The sequence below is a fragment of the Paenibacillus brasilensis genome, from assembly GCF_009363115.1.
GTDB lineage: Bacteria > Bacillota > Bacilli > Paenibacillales > Paenibacillaceae > Paenibacillus > Paenibacillus brasilensis.
In genome coordinates this window covers 4108367-4124831 of the sequence record NZ_CP045298.1, presented here as the reverse complement: position 1 = coordinate 4124831, position 16465 = coordinate 4108367, and the positions used below count along the sequence as shown (strand labels likewise).

Here is a 16465-nt window from a genome sequence, read left to right as displayed (position 1 = left end):
TATGATCCCCCATATACTCAGGCACATCCCTTTTCCCTATGCAGTACATGGAAACGTTCCAGCCTATAAATACTGTCGTCCAGCCCCCGATCCAAACCATCCACGTATCTGATCGCATTCACTTTCAAACTATAACCCATCATAGTTGATAATTATTCTCACAGGTAATGAAGTGATTTTGTACGGAACCTCTACTTTGTATTATCCATTTTTCTGACTGCGTTCTCCGCAGCCTCCATGATTACTTCTCCCAGTGTGGGATGAGGGTGAATGGTTAGAGCCAAGTCTTCTACGGTTGCTCCCATCTCGATAGCTAAAGCAAGCTCCGAAATGAGTGTTGACGCTTCGACACCCACGATTTGCGCACCCAATACGATTCCCGAGTCCTGCTTTGCTACAATTTTGATATACCCCTCTGCTGCCCTGAGTGCCAATGCTCTGCCGTTAATCGTAAAAGAAGCTCTGCCAATGACAATCGGTAAGGCTTTTTCCTTTGCTTCTGCTTCACTTAGACCAACACTAGCCAGCTCCGGTTCAGAAAAGACAACGAGCGGCATAGCTTTATAATCCACTTTAGCAGCTTGACCTGCAATCGCTTCTGCTGCAATCTTTGCTTCATAGGAAGCCTTATGAGCAAGCGCTGGACCCGCCGTAATATCTCCGATGGCAAATATATGCGGAATAACGGTTCTACACTGCTCATCTGTCTCGATCAGCCCCTTGCTCGTCACTGGCAAGCCAATGCGCCCCAGTCCCAGCCCGCCATCCGTATTGGGTTTTCTGCCTACAGTAACCAATACAAACTCTGCGGCAACATGATGCTGCTCCTGACCTTTTGAATAATGCAGCGTAATGGTATCCACATTCTGCACGACTTTTTCGGCTGTCGCCCTGGTTACGATATCTACACCATCTGTTTTCAACTGCTTGACAACAGGGGCCACAAGATCCGCCTCAAATCCCGGCAGTACCCTTTCCCCTCCCTCCAGAATCGTTACCTTTGTTCCAAATTTGGCATACATTTGTCCAAGCTCAACGCCTATATATCCACCGCCTATCACGACTAGACTGGTCGGAGCCTCTGGAAGTGAAAGCGCCTCTGTAGAGGACAAAATCCGCCCGCCGAATGGAAATGCTTTCAGCTCTATTGGACGGGAACCGGTTGCTAATATGGCATACTTAAAGGAAATGGTTTGTTCCGCTCCATTTTGCTTGATGATCGCTGTATGCTCGTCAATCAAGCTGGCCTCCCCTTTCAGAATATTCACACCTGCCGTTTTCATTAAAAAGCCGACTCCGCCTGCCTGCTTATTTACAATCTCCTGTTTGAAAGCTTGAGCATTCACGAAGGACGCTGCTGCATCTGCCTGATTTAACTGCCTGAGCACCTCATAGCGATGCGCTTCAGCAATCAAAGCTTTGGATGGAATGCAGCCAACATTCGTACAGACTCCACCTAGCTGACTGCGTTCAACAATCGCAGTTTTCATTCCAAGCTGAGAAGAACGCAATGCCGCCACATAACCTCCCGGACCTGATCCAATGACCAATGTATCTACAGATTCAAGCTTACTCATAACTAACCTCCTGTTAAAATAACCTGTTTTAAAATATGATGATCATAATATATTATAATCATCATATTTTAAATGCGTCAATAGGGGTGATCAGCCATGCTGAAGTTGTCGTTGCAGGAAAACAAATTGACACGTTTTATTATGATGCTTATAATATTTTGAAGTTAGCATTATGAACCCGTGGAGTGATTACCATGCCTTATCCAAAAGGTCATAAGATGAAAGTACGGAATAAGATCGTTGAAAGTGCTGCCCAGGCTTTTCGTGCCAACGGAATCCATAATGTCAGTGTGCCCTTTATTATGAAAGGGGCCGGATTAACTCACGGCGGGTTTTATTCACACTTTGACAACAAAGAACAACTGGTAGCCGAAGCCTGTCGCTATGCCGTCAGTGACACCCTCGCACTTCTACAGGAGGCCGCTGACCAAGAAAAGCAAGATCCCAAAATCAATGTTGTCATAGACTATTATTTAAGCACCCATCACCGTGATCAAACAGAAATTGGCTGTATTATTCCTGCCCTTTCCGTAGAAATAGCCCATTCTTCCGAAGAAATCCGGCAGATATTCACGCAGGAGCTGGAACGAATGATTACGTTTGTTTCCAATTTGGCGGAAATGGATCTGTCCAAGGGTAGTGCATTGTTCAGCAGTATGGTCGGCTCTCTTGTGCTTGCACGTTCTGTTAATGATCCTGAACTGAGCGATTGCCTTCTCTCGGCAGGCAAACAACACGCCAAAGCACTGGTTAACACCTAAACAAATGCCCTTTTCGTTAATAGACATAGTTGAATGTAAACATGTTTTACGTACGCAAAAAGCCGCTAAAGACCAATCAATCCTTGGTGTTTAGCGGCTTTTTCCTATGGCTCTAAGCTCAAAACGGGAATTGCGATTTGTCAGAGATTCGAAGTCTGCACTCGCCAAATGTTTGTTATGTTCCAAATCGTTTACGGTACCCGCATTTGCGACACAGCTCTTCCACCGCTTCTCTCCTGGAGAACCCGAAGTACAAACGATTTGCACGCTCCCCTTCAACAATGTCGGTAAAAGATTGCTCATGCACGTTACCTAGATTAATTACGCCTTCACCATCAAGACAGCAAGGAACAACCGTTCCATCTACTAATACCGCCGCTTGGCTGCGAAGCGCATGGCAAAAACCTTTGCCGTCATCTTCTGGGGAGCTCAGGCTTGGCCATTCAAATTCGTGATCCTGATTCAAATAAATATTGGGGGCAATTTTAATCCCACTCCCAGGTACAACCTTTTCCTCAATCCGGTAATCCAGTCCAAACTCCCGCTCCAGCTGCTCAAGAGTCACCCGGTTGCGCTGGCGCTCCGCATTGGTCAAATTATCCGGCGTCAGGTTCCAGAGACGGAACGAAATAATGACATTATGCTTCACAGCTTCTCTGACAAACGTGAAAATATTACCCAAATATCCTTCTCTGTCTACGGAGCCTTCATGCCCGTCAAAGCTGTGAAGAGAAAAGTTCATCTGGCGTAGCGCCGGTTGCCCAAGCAGCTTATGTCCAGTCTTGGGCAGCAAAGTACCATTGGTAGTAATATTGACCTTTAAGCCTTTCTCATGAGCACTCTCCAGCAAAAGATCAATTTTCGGATGGAGCAGCGGCTCTCCTTTTACATGCAAATAAATGTAATCCGTATGCGGCTTGACCTGGTCAAGCACATTTCGAAAGACTTCTGGATCAATAAATTTTTTGACACGCTGTGTTTGAGGGCAGAAGCTGCATGCGAGATTGCAGATGCTTGTGATCTCAATGTATACCTTTTTAAAAGTTTTCAACATGATTTCCCCATTCTAACCTTCATCCTGAACATCTTGTAATGCCTATTAATCCAAGTCCTATGATTATAACGGGTTATCACCAGCAGGTAAATCATTTCTGTTCGTTCACTTGCGCTAATACTGTCCTCAAATTGCTATTGACCTTAGGTCCGACCTAAGGTTTATAGTGGTTTTATCCAACTACACAGTAAAGAGTCCTGACATTGAAAGAACATATTACAATCAGCCAGCTTTCACAGCTTATGAATGTATCTGTACATCAACTGCGGTATTTTGAAGAAAAAGGGATTCTCTATCCGTCATACACAGAAAAAAATCAATATCGAATGTACGGGCTTGATGAAATTTATCAGCTTTCCCATATTTTATTGCTGCGTAAATTAAATGTCCCTGTCGCTCAGATTGAAGAATGCCTGACCTCCTACACGGCCGATGATTACAACCAGCTTTTAGAAAGTTCGCTGGAAAAGGTACGGGATGAAATCGCTAACTTGAAGCAGCTCGAACAGTTTATTCACAAGGTGCTAAATGAACATCATAACTCCATCCAGCAGGATAATGAGTATCGGATCAGGCTGTTAGGCCCCCGATATTTAAAGCTGTCTGGAACGAATTGTCCTCATCCGCATTTTTACTGAAAATGACGTAGTCACCAAGGTAATCCTTTCATAACCTCTGACGATAAAGCAAAATAGCCTTCTTTCTGTGTCGCTTCCTTCACTTTCTTAGGCATAGCGAGTCCGAACTCCTGATAGAGAATTTCAGTACCACGGCCAAAGTTATCCCCATAGACATAAAGCTGCTTGTTGAACGTCTCGATGACCGAAACTGTCGCATTGGCACCGATTTTCGCCTTAATCTCTTTTCCGGCTTTTTGGGCTCGGGCTGTAAAATCCTCAATCCAGGCTTGCGCTTCTTTTTCTTTATTTAACAATTTTCCAATTTCTCGTTGCTGCGTCAAGAAATCCACTTTGCCATATGTATAAGTGACCGTAGGAGCGATTTGCTTGAACTTATCGACGTTTTTAATATCTGAAAGTCCAATAATTAGATCCGGATTTAGCTCGATGATCTTCTCCAGGCTTTCGTCCGTAACAGCCTCGGCATCTTTTAGCTTCTCTTCAAAATTCGGATTAGTCTTCGACATTTCGTCCACACCGACGAGAGGTACACCAAGCGCCATCACATTCCCCGTTAAGAACCTGGTAAGCACGACAACACGCTGTGGATGGGTCGGAACCTCTACGGGTCCACTCTCGGATTGATAGATAAATGTGGATTTTCCTTCCGAAGAAGACACAGGGGACGAACTTTCACCATTGTCGGCATTGCTCGCTTGATTCCCGCCGCATGCACTTAATACAACCACCAGAAAAAATACCAGCGGAATAAAAAGCTTTTTCATAAAATGACTCTCTCCCTTTCAAAACGCTATGTTTCAATGATTAATCGTATCGTGCAAAGGATACCAATTTTAGACTTATATTAGAAAATAAAACAGCCTCCTTTGATTGATTATGAAATTCATTCTCATTGGTGCTAACTATTATATGGATCGAATATATACCCAACCATGCCTTTTTGTTTGGAAAATTACTTGGACTATTGGTTACTTGTAAATAAAGCTACCGCACGTTGAAGCTGTAAACGAATAGAAACCGGGTTGTAAGGCAGCCATTCATCCCGATCAAGCAGGTGAACACGTTTCCGCTGTACGGCGGGTAGCCTGCTCCAATAAAGAGACTTGAATATCATTTCACTATGTGCAGTGGAGCCCTTTTCATCTGGAAACACAGCAACCAATAAGCGAGACCCAGCATAATCTTCAAGCTCTGATACTTCAATCGAAATGGAATGAAATTGATCCCCCAGTCTCTTCATCTCCTGCCCGATCAATTCAGGAGGCTGGAGGCCAAGCGATTGATAGATCACATATCCAACATTCCGCGCTCCATAAACGAGCAACTCGTCCGGCTTAATTACCAGAATCGTTATGATATCATTAGCGACTTCACATTGCTGTATGAGTGAACGGGCCACCTGCTCCTCTTGTTCAAAAGCAGCCAACCACTGCTCTGCCCGATCACTTCTCTGAATAGCCTGGGCAATACGACGCAGATGTTCCTTCCATCCCATCTCCATCCATGAAATTTCCACAATAGGCGCTACAACTCGCAAATGCTCAGGATTCAGCCCATACTCGTGCAAATGCCGATGGGCCGCAATAATCAACTCAACGTTGGTATCAAGCAATACCGAGCTCACCTGTTCTGCAGACAGTTCGTATTGATAAACATCATCGTTTGCGGCGGCTCCAAACCATTCGTCTTCACATATTCGCTGCTTTCCGAAATGGTGACCGCAGGTTCCAATCCAAGCAGCAACAGATGGCTGGAGTAAGGTGTAAGCAGTACGGCCACAAGCTGAAATGATCTGCGGCTATAGCTTGAAGGTGATGCTCCTGTATACTGCTTAAAACGACGGCTCAGATAAAATTCATCCTTGTAACCTACCTTTAGCGCAATTTCCCGGAGTGTGTCTGATCCGCTAATTAATAGCTCCTTGGCTCGGTGAACGCGCAGCCGTGACAAGTATTCGTTGGGAGAAAAGCCGGTAAGCTGCTTAAACTGAATAGAATAGTGAGATCGGCTTACGCCTGCAATCGCGGCTTTGCGCTTTCAGGCAGAGGACTCGACTCCTCTCGTGTACGGATTGAAAGCTTATAAGCATGAAGCGGTTGCAGGAGATTCGTAATTAAAGCGGCATGGTTATTCGCCGGGAGAAGGATAACGCTCCCTTCTATAAGCTCGTAAGTTTGATCATTGATCCGAAGTGTGCCCTTGCCACTGGCAATCGCAATCAGCACGGCTACACTCTCATGAATCTTGTACATTGGAAGATTCGATGTGCTGTACAGCGAACGAATACTGTCAGCAGTATATAAAGGAAAGTGAGACTCTGCCCACTCCGAGACGTTATTCACAACAAAGCCCCCATTATCATAAGTGAGAAACGCGATCTCCGTTTCCCTGCATCTTTTTAAGCAAAAAAGTCCAATTATATAGCACAAAAACGATAACTATACTATAAATGATCAAGCCTGTTTCATGCTATCTTTATAGCTCCAGAAGCCGATGGGCATCCCCTTGAACTCGTATCCATCCCCGGATGCACCAAATTATAGTATTGAAATGCGGATCAGAAAGCGACCCCATTTCAAATACGCGTCAACCTATCCCTGTTTTCAATCTCTTCATTCACACAACAATATGAAGACATAACAAAAATGCTCAGCATCGGTTGCTGAGCATTTCAAAGCACTCTATAGCTTAAAAAACATTTTACAACAAAAAAAACGGCATTTCTGCCGTTTTTTAAAGGATGGACTCTCAGGGACTCGAACCCTGGACCAATTGATTAAGAGTCAACTGCTCTACCAACTGAGCTAAGAGTCCATAATCAAAACTTTGGTGGAGCCTAGGGGGATCGAACCCCTGACCTCATCGCTGCCAGCGATGCGCTCTCCCAGCTGAGCTAAGGCCCCATTTTTTGTAATTAGAAACGTTTCAAGCGACTTCTATATCATATAAAATATTGTACCCTTTGTCAATACTTTTATAAAAAAATTATTAATTATCTGCCCACCATTATCCTAGATACAGTCAGCGATCAGTCGCTGGCTGTATCTTTGGATAACAATGTTTTCAGTTCCTTCATAAACATGTTAATGTCTTTAAATTGCCGATAGACGGACGCAAAGCGTACATAAGCAACTTCATCTACAGGGTAGAGCTGCTCCATGACTAGCTCACCGATCTGCTGGCTATCTACCTCGGTGGCGGCTGTATTGCGGATAGCATTTTCAACCTGGGATACGATCATATCCAGATGCTCGACGGATACAGGACGCTTTTCACAGGCACGAATGAGACCGCGCAGCATTTTATCACGACTGAACTCTTCGCGGCTTCCATCTTTTTTGATGACCATAAGAGGGGTCTCCTCCACCATTTCAAAGGTGGTAAAACGCCTGGCACATTGCTCACATTCACGACGGCGGCGAATGGACTTATTATCATTCGCAGGCCGTGAATCCAATACTTTCGTCCCATTGTAAGCACAATATGGACATTTCATAATATCATCACTTCCTTTTTCCAATAAATTCCCGATGCTTTACAGTAATAATTTTGTCGAAACGGATCATAATATGTTTACCACGTCGCGAGGAGGTGAACAACAATGGCACAAGGAAACAATGGCAACTCCAACAACCTGGTAGTCAGCAGATCCTCCGGTGCTCTCGAGCAAATGAAATATGAAATCGCTCAAGAGCTGGGTATCAGCATTCCTCAAGATGGATACCAAGGCAACATGACTTCCTATGAGAACGGTTCGATCGGGGGCTACATTACAAAACGCCTCGTAACGATCGCCGAACAACAATTGGCAGGTCAATACCAATAATCCCGGTAATAATGTAGAAGTAATAAGAAAAAGTGTATGGATAGGCTGCTAAAAACAGCCTTTCCAGCGCTTTTTTTCATTTTAAAGCGAGAAGGCCCATATTGTCATTTACTTGTCATTCAAAACTCATTATAAATTTTTGTATATTGCCTGTAATAGTAAATGACTCGCTGCACATAATGCCGTGTCTCACCAAAGGGAATCTGCTTAATGGACTCTTCCTTTCCATCCCACACTCCCTTATCCAGCCACTCCTGAACTTTTCCTGGTCCTGCATTGTAAGCGGCCACGATCGCTACCGGGTTGTTTTGAAATTTGGCAGACAGATTATGCAAATACCAGGTCCCCAGCTCAATGTTGGCTCCTGGCTCGTGCTTTACGTCATCCAATGGAACCCTCTGAACCTGAGCACTGTCCATAATCCAATTGGCCGTATCAGGCATAATCTGCATAAGCCCCAAAGCGCCTTTATTTGACTGCTTGCTCGTTTTGAAATTCGTTTCCACACGGATAATAGACGCCACCAAAAAAGGGTCTACTTGATATGTCTGCGAATACTGCCGAATTTCATCCTTGTACTGAATCGGATAAAACCACGACATCCAATTGGAACTAAAAAACAGAATCAGGACAAAACCGACAAACAAAGTGAGCAGGACTCTTTTTTTACGCAGTATGTTCATGAAAGTCCCTTTCGCTGCCAAAGCAGATCAATTTGACGTTTCGTTTCAGCCTGTGTTCCACTATTGTCAATAACGATATCAGCCTTGCTTCTTTTTTGTTCAATATCCATTTGCGCAGACAATCGAAGTCCGGCTTGTTCCTCTGTCAGTCCATCTCTAAGCATCAGACGCTGGAGCTGGACATCACGTGGCACATAAACAACCATAATTTCCTCGTACAGGCCCTCAAGTCCAGACTCATACAATAACGGGATATCTGCCAAAACAAGCTTGTCCGGCTGCTCCCGTTCGTAAGCCTCCATGCGCAGACGCATCTCTTCACGTATCGCGGGATGAGTAATATTATTAAGCGCCTGTCGCTGGGCAGGGTCTGCAAATACAATCTCACCCAACTTTTTGCGATGCAGGGTTCCGTCGCTGTTCATCACAGCTTGTCCAAAATGCTGTATGACCGCCGCCAGCACCGGATGCCCCGGAAGCATAACTTCCCGGGCAATGGCATCTGCGTCGATCAGCAGCGCACCCTTGGCGACCAAAAGAGCCGACACGGTGCTTTTTCCGGTAGCAATACCCCCGGTTAATCCGATATTCATGCTCTTTCACCTCATAACAGCTTCAATATGCCCATCATAATCAGTAATAATGCGGGTAGCACACCCAGCGCCTTCATAAATCGAAACGCCGATAGGAAAAAGCCTGCCTTCATACCTGCAATCAAAAACGTCCCGCTGAATAACGTAATAGCCAGCGCGGTAGACAAGGGCTGGAAACCAAGCATGGCCGCTCCTAACCCCGCTCCAAACGCATCGACCGATAAGGCGATGCCCAGCCAAACCGCTTCCATCGCGGATATACTGCCGGAACTGTCCATATCCGCAGCAGACGGACTTCGAAGAATACGAATGACAAGCCCCCATTTGCGGAACTCCAGAGAAAATACCGTTCGTTCCTGCTGTATCTCTGGAGTATTCAGAGAAGTCTTGGCTGTTTCTGTACTCCCTGCACCCTTCTTCTGGTCCAGAACAGACCCGAGCACAGGATCGTCCGTCAAATCCTCTTTGCGATGCAGGGCTTGAATCAAAGAATAGCAGCCGATACAGATCAGAATAACAGCACCGAAAACAGTCGTATATACAGGAGACAGGACACGAGATAGTAATGCGCCCAACTGCATGGATATGCCGATCACCAGACCTGAACATACTGAAATGATGGCAATCGACAGCAATGGAATTTTCATCTTGCGCAGACCATATGTAACACCGACTCCGAAACTGTCCAAACTTAGCGCAAATGCCAGTAACAGCAGGGCTCCCCAATGATTAGCCACTCCAATTCCCTCCCATTGCGAAGGAAGGGCCTTACAGCCGAAGCCCTTCGCAGTATTGGTACTTGGAACAATATATGAGAAGGATGGGCTTGGCGTGAATGTGCCTGTTTAACGCAGAGGCTGGCAGACCGGGCAATGATGCGTGCCACGTCCGGCCACAACAGATTTTTCGATCAATGTACCACAGTTTACACAAGGCTTGGCGTTACGTCCGTAGATTTGCAGTTGATGCTGGAAGCCACCTGTCTTACCCTGTCCGTTGACAAAAGATTTGATGGACGAGCCTCCAACCTGAATCGACGCGCCCAGCGTAGAGACAATTGCTTCATGCAGAACATGAAATTGGCTACCAGTCAGGCTTTTTGCCGGCTGTACCGGATGAATGCCCGCCTTAAATAGCGATTCATCTACATAAATATTCCCGATACCTACAACATATGACTGATTTAATAGCGCGGCTTTGATCGAAGTCGAACGGGTTCCGACAGCGGCACGAAGCATTTCCGGTGTAAAGGAATCGTCCATCGGCTCCAAGCCGAGCTTGTTCAGCGGTTTTTCAAGCAGATCCTGTCCTGCCGGGAATAAGTGCATCGTACCAAACTGGCGTACATCCTGATAACGCAGCTCTGTACCATCTTTAAAATGAAAGATGACATGGGTGTGCTTTTCCACAGGATCATGCTGCGAGTACAATCCATATCGTCCTTCCATTCGAAGATGGGAGACAAGCACCAGCCCGTCCAGCAAAATCCGCAGAAACTTGCCGCGTCTCTCCACCCCCGTAATCCGGTGGTCGGCCAATTCCATCGCAAAAGCGTGGATATCATCAGGTCGTTGAATGATACGCGGCAAATTTACAGTCACATGATCTATATGCTTATCGACGATAAGCTCGTTAAGTGTTCGTTTAATTGTTTCTACTTCCGGTAATTCCGGCATGATGTCTTCACCTCATCCTATATTATAGCGGAAGTAGCGCCAAAATGGGACTATCTGCTCATTGAAAAATCTTACTTCGCTTCATACCAATTGGAGCCGTAGCTTACTTCTGCTTTAAGTGGCACAGACAGCTTCAATGCAGCCTCCATTATAGTCGGGACAAGCTCTTTCATCGTTTCTATTTCCTCAGGCGGGACCTCGAACACCAGTTCATCGTGCACTTGGAGCAGCATACGACTGCGAAGGCTGCGTTTTCGAAGCGCTGCATCCATCTGCACCATCGCCAACTTAATTATATCGGCTGCAGTACCCTGAATCGGCGTATTCATTGCGGTACGCTCGGCGAACGAACGCAGGTTGAAATTGCTGGCGTTAATTTCCGGCAAATAGCGTCTGCGTTCCAGGAGCGTTTTTACGTAACCGTCCCGCTTCGCATCCTTCACAATATCATCCATATAACGGCGAACACCTTGGAACACGTCAAAATACTGGTCGATAAAGCGAGCCGCTTCCTTGCGCGTGATATTCAGGTTTTGCGACAGGCCATAGTCGCTGATCCCGTAAACAATCCCAAAGTTGACCGCCTTTGCGGAACGCCGCATATTGGAGTCCACGTCTTCCGCCTGGACACCGAACACATCGGATGCAGTCTTCGTATGGATGTCCATGTCGTGGACAAAGGCTTCCTTCAAACGCTCATCATCCGAAATATCAGCCAGCACCCGCAGCTCGATCTGTGAATAGTCTGCCGCCAAAATAGACCAGCCTGGCTCTGATGGCACAAATACCTTGCGAATTTTGCGCCCTTCTTCGAGCCGAATCGGAATATTTTGCAAATTCGGAAATTGGCTGCTCAATCGCCCTGTTGCCGCAACCGTTTGCCGGAAATACGTATGCACTTTACCCGTTTTCTCCGAAATTTCCTTCAGCAATCCTTCGACATACGTCGATTGGAGCTTGGCAATGGTGCGGTACTGCAAAATGTTTTGCACAATATCATGGTAAGGAGCGAGCTTTTCCAGCACCTCCGCATCGGTCGAGTACCCGGTTTTTGTCTTTTTAATAACAGGCAAGCCCAGTTTATCAAACAAAATCTCACCCAGCTGCTTGGGCGAATTCAGATTGAACTCTACACCGGCAATGCTGTAAATCTCGCCCACCAGCGTTGCAATCTGGGCTTCAAATTCTTTACCCAATCCGCGCAGTTCCTCTACGTTCACCAAAATCCCCTGCTTTTCCATATCGGCCAAAATGCGAGACAACGGCATCTCCAGCTCATGGAATAGCTTGTGCATTTCCGTTTTTTCCAGCTCCGCCTGCTGCACAGGTACCAGCGCTTCGATCACCGCCGCCTTGCGGGCCACATGATCGGACAGTACATCCACGTCAGGGACTTTATATTTAGCGCCTTTACCGAACACTTCGTCATCTGGACGAATGGAGGACAGACCGTATTTGGCTGCCAACCCGCTGAGCGTCTGGTTCGCATCGGTCGGGTCCAGCAAGTATCCGGCCAGTTGCACATCAAACTCGGCTCCGGCAAACTCTATTCCGTGCCAATGCAAAGCCAAATCCGTACGATGCAGATCATGACCGCGTTTTTTGCGTTCAGGGGCAGCAAGCCATTCGCGTACAGGCGTTCCTGCTTCACTTTGCAGTACGTCCATTGTCATAAAAAACTGTCGTCCCGCTGCGGCAAATATCAGACCGACGATTTCAGCATGATGCGGATTGTCACCATGCGTCTCCACATGCAGCACATCTACATGATCCAGTACTTCTACCAATTCGCTTATCCGCTGCTCATCCAGCACGGTCACGTCAGCTGTGGCTTCCTCCACGTCTGCGCCCGCACTGCCAACCTCACCCGCAAGGGATAAGCGTTCCAGCAAGGACTTGAACTCCAGCTTCGCCAGAGCAGGTCCGGCTGTTTCTGCCCTCAGTCCGCTAAAGACGACATCTTCCAGTTGCTTGTCCAGCGTTACATCTCGATAAATGGTCGCTAATTCTTTGCTCATTCGCGCATCGTCTGCATGGGTTTCAACGCGCTCTTTCATTTTGCCTTTCAGCTCGTCCGTATGTGCCAGCACTTCTTCCACCGATCCATATTGATGCAGCAGCTTGAGCGCTGTTTTTTCCCCTACACCCGGAATTCCAGGAATATTGTCTGACGTATCACCCATCAGTCCCTTGAGGTCGATAATTTGCAGCGGCTTCAAGCCGTAGCGCTCCTGAATCTGTTCAGGTCCATATGTCTCTACCTCGGTAACCCCTTTGCGAGTCAAGCCGACAGTAACATGATCGGAAGCCAATTGGAGCATATCCTTATCCCCAGTGACGACCAACACATTAAAACCCGCTTCGTCCGCTGTTTTGGACAGGGTACCTATAATATCATCTGCTTCATAGCCATCCAGCTCGAACTGGGCAATGCCGAAGGCGGTCAACAGCTCTTTCAGCAGCGGAAATTGCTGGGACAGCTCCGGTGGTGTTTTTTCCCGTCCCCCCTTATAATCCTCGTACCCTTTATGGCGAAATGTTATTTTTCCAGCATCAAAGGCAACCAGAATATGTGTCGGCTTGTGCTCCTCCAGAAGTCGCAATAACATCGTTGTAAATCCATACACCGCGTTCGTCTGCTGTCCGCTCGAATTCGTTAACGGCGGCATTGCAAAAAATGCCCTGTAAATAATACTGTTACCATCTATTAGCATGAGTTTATCCATTTTGCACCTCGCAAGTTCATCAATACATTTGAAACGTCCATACGTTTTACGCATTCCTCTTCTATCTTAACATACAAGCCCCCTTTTTCAGAAAAAAACGGCTGTTTCCTAACCAAATTTGCCTTTTATCTCAAAGACAAGTCTGGTTCAGAAACAACCGCTATATACTCGATCGCTCTACTGATTCAAATCTGGCCGCTCCCCTGTCACGAGATATACAGTGCTTTCACCGATATTCGTAGCATGGTCACCAATCCGCTCAATATATCGCCCTACGAGTAGTTGCAGCATGGCTTGTGAGGCCTCTGCCGGCTTCTCTACCATAAAGGCATACAAATCGCTGATCATGTTGCTGTACATGGAATCCACACGGTCATCCTCTTTGGCCATTTTATAGGCCAGATCTGTATTTTCATCCAAATACGATGTTATTGCATCGTCAATCATTTCTTTAACAATGGAAGCCATATGTGGAATATCCACCAGCGTCTTCATGATTTGCTGCCCTTCCAGGCGCAGAGTGACCTTGGCAATATCAAGTGCCAAATCGCCCATCCGCTCCAAATCACTGGATATTTTAAATGCCACAATAATCCGGCGTAAATCCTTGGCTACCGGCTGCTGGGTAATGATGAGCTTGGAACCCATGTCGAGAATGTTCTCTTCCAGCGCGTTCAGGGATGCATCATTTTTGACAACCTGCTGAGCCAATTCTGTATTTTTGGTCTGCAAACATTCAATAGCCTGATCAAGCGCCTTCGAAACATGTGCACCCATTTCGCGCAGTACGGCTCTCAGCTCATCCAATCCCTCATCAAAACCTTTTCTACGTATCATTTCGAAGTCACCCCTTCGTCCTAATCATCTGGTTGGCTTTAGCCAAATCGTCCGGAAATATAATCTTCTGTGCGTGAATCCTGTGGCGTGGAAAACATCGCCTCTGTATCCGCCGCCTCCACCACAACACCATTCAAAAAGAACGCAGTCCGACCGGACACGCGCGCCGCCTGATGCATGTTATGCGTAACCATGACGATGGTATATCTGTCCCGCAGTTCTTGAACCAGCTCTTCAATCTTGATCGTGGAGATCGGGTCCAGCGCAGATGTCGCCTCATCCATAAGCAAAATATCCGGCTGTACAGCAAGCGCTCTGGCAATACACAGCCGTTGCTGTTGTCCACCGGACAAGCTCAGAGCGGAACGCTTCAGAAAATCCTTGACCTCTTCCCAAAGTGCTGCCTGCCGTAAGCTTTGCTCGACCAATTCGTCCAGCTTTTCCTTTTGCCGGATTCCATGCAGACGAGGTCCGTAGGCCACGTTATCATAAATGGATTTGGGAAACGGATTAGGCTGTTGAAAAACCATCCCTACCTGCTTGCGCAGCGTTTCTACTTCCATCGTATCGCCATATATATCCTGACCTGCAATACTCACGGTGCCTTCAATACGCGTTCCCGGTATCATATCATTCATCCGATTTAACGTACGAAGCAGGGTTGATTTGCCGCAGCCGGATGGACCGATGAAGGCTGTAACCGTTTTTTCAGGAATATCGAGGTTTATATTTTTAAGGGCGTGAAATTTCTCATAATACAAATTCAGCTTATCAATCCGGATTACGGAATCATTCATGGATTTATGATCTCCTTCGTGTTGCAGTTATGGTCCTCAAGCATTGCACCTGATTTGCACAATATGAAGATTATATAAGCTGTGTGTAAAACCAGTGTGGTGTATTTGTTAACGGTATGTAAAATGATCAGGGATTCAGCATCAGCTCAAGCTCCTGCGCTATTCCGGCTGCGTTCAAGGCCGCTTCCTCTGCTGAACGGGACATTTGCTTGTTTTTAACCTCAATTTCTGTAACTGTCTGCAATAGTTGGGCAAAGGTTTGGGTTCCGGCGGATATATATTGGGAGCCTGTATGAATCTGCTTCATACTTGTATCCGTCAGCTCTGCGGTGTCACGCAGCATTTGTTCAATGTCCGCTAGCAAGCTGGTGATCTGTTCGGAAAAGGCTTTCGTCTGGAGGGACATATTCCGCACCTCCTGCGACACAATCTGAAAACCACGTCCATGTTCGCCAGCATGTGCGGCCTCAATGGATGCATTGATCGCCAGCAGTCCGCTGTGATCTGCCAGTGCTCGAATCGACGAGGCCATGCCTGCAATGTCATTCAGCGATTGAGTTAGCGCCGTCATCTGCTTATGCTGACGCTGCATTTGCTCAGTCACTGCTCGATAGGAGAGCAGAACATCCTCCAGCTCTACTTTGCCGCGGCGCGATAATTCACTCATCGAGCGAGTGAGCCGCATACTGTCATCTGCCTCTTTGGCAGCATCCAGCACTGTCGTCTGAATACGATGGACACCGTCATAGCTATGCCGAACCACATTACCGCGGTGCTCGTCTGCTTCTTTTTGCATGCGCTGAACGACAGACAGGATATCACGAATCGTGAGCACACCAAGTAACCGCGTACCTTCCTTTAGAAGCAAACAATCGTAAAAACGTTGATCATCGCGCAGCATCGCCAGCTCTACAATGTCCGATGCCGGACTTTTCTGATCAACAATGAGTGTGTTGGGGTCGGCAAATATGGCCGCAGGCTTGTTATAAAAGAGGGCGGCAGCAAACCTGCCAGTAAAATGGCGATTATACGCATCTCTCATAATAATGCCCAATGGAAGGCTATTTTTATCAACGACGATGACACAGGGGATGTCTTCCTGCGTTTTCATAAGAGCTAACAGTTCTTTACAAGACATGTCCGTACCAATAATCGGAACTTCCCGGCATGGTACGTAAGTAGTAATCGGCTTGTATACATCACGTTCAATCACGGCAGTGGAACTCGGCTGGGTCTTTGGTTCCGTTATCATCGTTCTGAAGTCCCCTTTTTTTAACTACTTGGAGTGACGGGA

At 46.7% G+C, this 16465-nt stretch carries 17 protein-coding genes, 2 tRNA genes and 1 pseudogene; 3 read left to right on the top strand and 17 right to left on the bottom strand.

Translation table 11 applies throughout. The features are described 5' to 3' along the window. Window positions 1–191: 191 nt before the first annotated feature. Window positions 192–1577, bottom strand: a complete 1386-nt coding sequence (gene lpdA / locus GCU48_RS19605; RefSeq protein ID WP_152381174.1) for a dihydrolipoyl dehydrogenase — start codon at window positions 1575–1577, stop codon at window positions 192–194. Window positions 1578–1771: 194 nt separating this feature from the next. Here lpdA and GCU48_RS19600 point away from each other — a divergent pair, with 194 nt between their 5' ends. Then, window positions 1772–2338, top strand: a complete 567-nt coding sequence (locus tag GCU48_RS19600) for a TetR/AcrR family transcriptional regulator (protein WP_152381173.1) — start codon at window positions 1772–1774, stop codon at window positions 2336–2338. A gap of 175 nt (window positions 2339–2513) precedes the next feature. On the opposite strand, the gene GCU48_RS19595 is transcribed toward GCU48_RS19600, so the two are convergent. After that, complete coding sequence (locus GCU48_RS19595; protein ID WP_152381172.1) at window positions 2514–3392, bottom strand: radical SAM/SPASM domain-containing protein; 879 nt, start codon at window positions 3390–3392, stop codon at window positions 2514–2516. Between the two features lie 242 nt (window positions 3393–3634). Between GCU48_RS19595 and GCU48_RS19590 the strand changes: the two genes are divergently transcribed. Beyond that, entirely contained in the window at window positions 3635–4030 is a 396-nt protein-coding gene (locus GCU48_RS19590; protein ID WP_425280875.1) for a helix-turn-helix domain-containing protein, read from the top strand. Here GCU48_RS19590 and GCU48_RS19585 read toward each other — a convergent pair. The 7 genes and pseudogenes from GCU48_RS19585 to nrdR all read right to left on the bottom strand — a co-directional run. After that, a pseudogene (locus GCU48_RS19585) lies at window positions 3996–4797 on the bottom strand (ABC transporter substrate-binding protein); the annotation flags it as partial. The gene GCU48_RS19590 and the pseudogene GCU48_RS19585 sit on opposite strands and share 35 nt — an antisense overlap. 197 nt (window positions 4798–4994) lie before the next feature. Beyond that, window positions 4995–5645, bottom strand: a complete 651-nt coding sequence (locus GCU48_RS28185; protein ID WP_244315777.1) for an ABC transporter substrate-binding protein — start codon at window positions 5643–5645, stop codon at window positions 4995–4997. An 8-nt stretch (window positions 5646–5653) separates the two neighbouring features. Continuing rightward, window positions 5654–6025, bottom strand: coding sequence for a helix-turn-helix domain-containing protein (locus GCU48_RS28180; protein ID WP_244316317.1), 372 nt, complete (start codon window positions 6023–6025; stop codon window positions 5654–5656). Between the two features lie 17 nt (window positions 6026–6042). Then, window positions 6043–6375 (bottom strand): AraC family ligand binding domain-containing protein, encoded by a 333-nt coding sequence (locus GCU48_RS28175; RefSeq protein ID WP_244315775.1) that lies wholly within the window; start codon window positions 6373–6375, stop codon window positions 6043–6045. 399 nt (window positions 6376–6774) lie between these two features. After that, window positions 6775–6847: transfer RNA gene (locus GCU48_RS19575), tRNA-Lys, on the bottom strand. 13 nt (window positions 6848–6860) lie between these two features. Then, window positions 6861–6936: transfer RNA gene (locus GCU48_RS19570), tRNA-Ala, on the bottom strand. A 125-nt stretch (window positions 6937–7061) separates the two neighbouring features. After that, window positions 7062–7529, bottom strand: coding sequence for a transcriptional regulator NrdR (gene nrdR, locus GCU48_RS19565; protein ID WP_025716671.1), 468 nt, complete (start codon window positions 7527–7529; stop codon window positions 7062–7064). Window positions 7530–7634: 105 nt separating this feature from the next. Here nrdR and GCU48_RS19560 point away from each other — a divergent pair, with 105 nt between their 5' ends. Beyond that, a complete protein-coding gene (locus tag GCU48_RS19560; protein WP_013309613.1) occupies window positions 7635–7859 on the top strand; it encodes an alpha/beta-type small acid-soluble spore protein in 225 nt (74 codons plus the stop codon). Window positions 7860–7978: 119 nt separating this feature from the next. Here GCU48_RS19560 and GCU48_RS19555 read toward each other — a convergent pair whose 3' ends face one another. The 8 genes from GCU48_RS19555 to GCU48_RS19520 form a co-directional block, all read right to left on the bottom strand. Continuing rightward, window positions 7979–8542 carry a lytic transglycosylase domain-containing protein gene (locus GCU48_RS19555; RefSeq protein WP_025716672.1) on the bottom strand — a complete coding sequence of 188 codons (564 nt, stop codon included), beginning with the start codon at window positions 8540–8542 and terminating at the stop codon, window positions 7979–7981. Beyond that, the gene (gene coaE / locus GCU48_RS19550; RefSeq protein WP_152381171.1) at window positions 8539–9135 is read right to left on the bottom strand and encodes a dephospho-CoA kinase; all 597 of its coding nucleotides are present in this window, start codon (window positions 9133–9135) and stop codon (window positions 8539–8541) included. The genes GCU48_RS19555 and coaE overlap by 4 nt, the downstream gene beginning before the upstream one ends. 11 nt (window positions 9136–9146) lie before the next feature. Beyond that, entirely contained in the window at window positions 9147–9872 is a 726-nt protein-coding gene (locus GCU48_RS19545) for an MntP/YtaF family protein (protein ID WP_152381170.1), read from the bottom strand. Between the two features lie 108 nt (window positions 9873–9980). Beyond that, on the bottom strand, window positions 9981–10811 hold the full coding sequence (gene mutM / locus GCU48_RS19540; protein WP_152381169.1) for a DNA-formamidopyrimidine glycosylase: 831 nt from the start codon (window positions 10809–10811) through the stop codon (window positions 9981–9983). A gap of 71 nt (window positions 10812–10882) precedes the next feature. Then, entirely contained in the window at window positions 10883–13537 is a 2655-nt protein-coding gene (gene polA, locus GCU48_RS19535) for a DNA polymerase I (RefSeq protein WP_152381168.1), read from the bottom strand. Between the two features lie 177 nt (window positions 13538–13714). Next, window positions 13715–14374, bottom strand: a complete 660-nt coding sequence (phoU, locus tag GCU48_RS19530; protein WP_152381167.1) for a phosphate signaling complex protein PhoU — start codon at window positions 14372–14374, stop codon at window positions 13715–13717. A 38-nt stretch (window positions 14375–14412) separates the two neighbouring features. After that, entirely contained in the window at window positions 14413–15171 is a 759-nt protein-coding gene (gene pstB, locus GCU48_RS19525) for a phosphate ABC transporter ATP-binding protein PstB (protein ID WP_152381166.1), read from the bottom strand. 127 nt (window positions 15172–15298) lie between these two features. Further along, the gene (locus GCU48_RS19520) at window positions 15299–16423 is read right to left on the bottom strand and encodes a methyl-accepting chemotaxis protein (RefSeq protein WP_152381165.1); all 1125 of its coding nucleotides are present in this window, start codon (window positions 16421–16423) and stop codon (window positions 15299–15301) included. Window positions 16424–16465 lie beyond the last annotated feature (42 nt).

Excerpts from the sequence above, each read along its gene's own strand:
- lpdA (WP_152381174.1), bottom strand. The coding sequence starts at position 1,577 with ATGAGTAAGCTTGAATCTGTAGATACATTGGTCATTGGATCAGGTCCG.
- GCU48_RS19600 (WP_152381173.1), top strand. The coding sequence starts at position 1,772 with ATGCCTTATCCAAAAGGTCATAAGATGAAAGTACGGAATAAGATCGTT.
- GCU48_RS19595 (WP_152381172.1), bottom strand. The coding sequence starts at position 3,392 with ATGTTGAAAACTTTTAAAAAGGTATACATTGAGATCACAAGCATCTGC.
- GCU48_RS19590 (WP_425280875.1), top strand. The coding sequence starts at position 3,635 with ATGAATGTATCTGTACATCAACTGCGGTATTTTGAAGAAAAAGGGATT.
- nrdR (WP_025716671.1), bottom strand. The coding sequence starts at position 7,529 with ATGAAATGTCCATATTGTGCTTACAATGGGACGAAAGTATTGGATTCA.
- GCU48_RS19560 (WP_013309613.1), top strand. The coding sequence starts at position 7,635 with ATGGCACAAGGAAACAATGGCAACTCCAACAACCTGGTAGTCAGCAGA.
- GCU48_RS19555 (WP_025716672.1), bottom strand. The coding sequence starts at position 8,542 with ATGAACATACTGCGTAAAAAAAGAGTCCTGCTCACTTTGTTTGTCGGT.
- coaE (WP_152381171.1), bottom strand. The coding sequence starts at position 9,135 with ATGAATATCGGATTAACCGGGGGTATTGCTACCGGAAAAAGCACCGTG.
- mutM (WP_152381169.1), bottom strand. The coding sequence starts at position 10,811 with ATGCCGGAATTACCGGAAGTAGAAACAATTAAACGAACACTTAACGAG.
- polA (WP_152381168.1), bottom strand. The coding sequence starts at position 13,537 with ATGGATAAACTCATGCTAATAGATGGTAACAGTATTATTTACAGGGCA.
- phoU (WP_152381167.1), bottom strand. The coding sequence starts at position 14,374 with ATGATACGTAGAAAAGGTTTTGATGAGGGATTGGATGAGCTGAGAGCC.
- pstB (WP_152381166.1), bottom strand. The coding sequence starts at position 15,171 with ATGAATGATTCCGTAATCCGGATTGATAAGCTGAATTTGTATTATGAG.
- GCU48_RS19520 (WP_152381165.1), bottom strand. The coding sequence starts at position 16,423 with ATGATAACGGAACCAAAGACCCAGCCGAGTTCCACTGCCGTGATTGAA.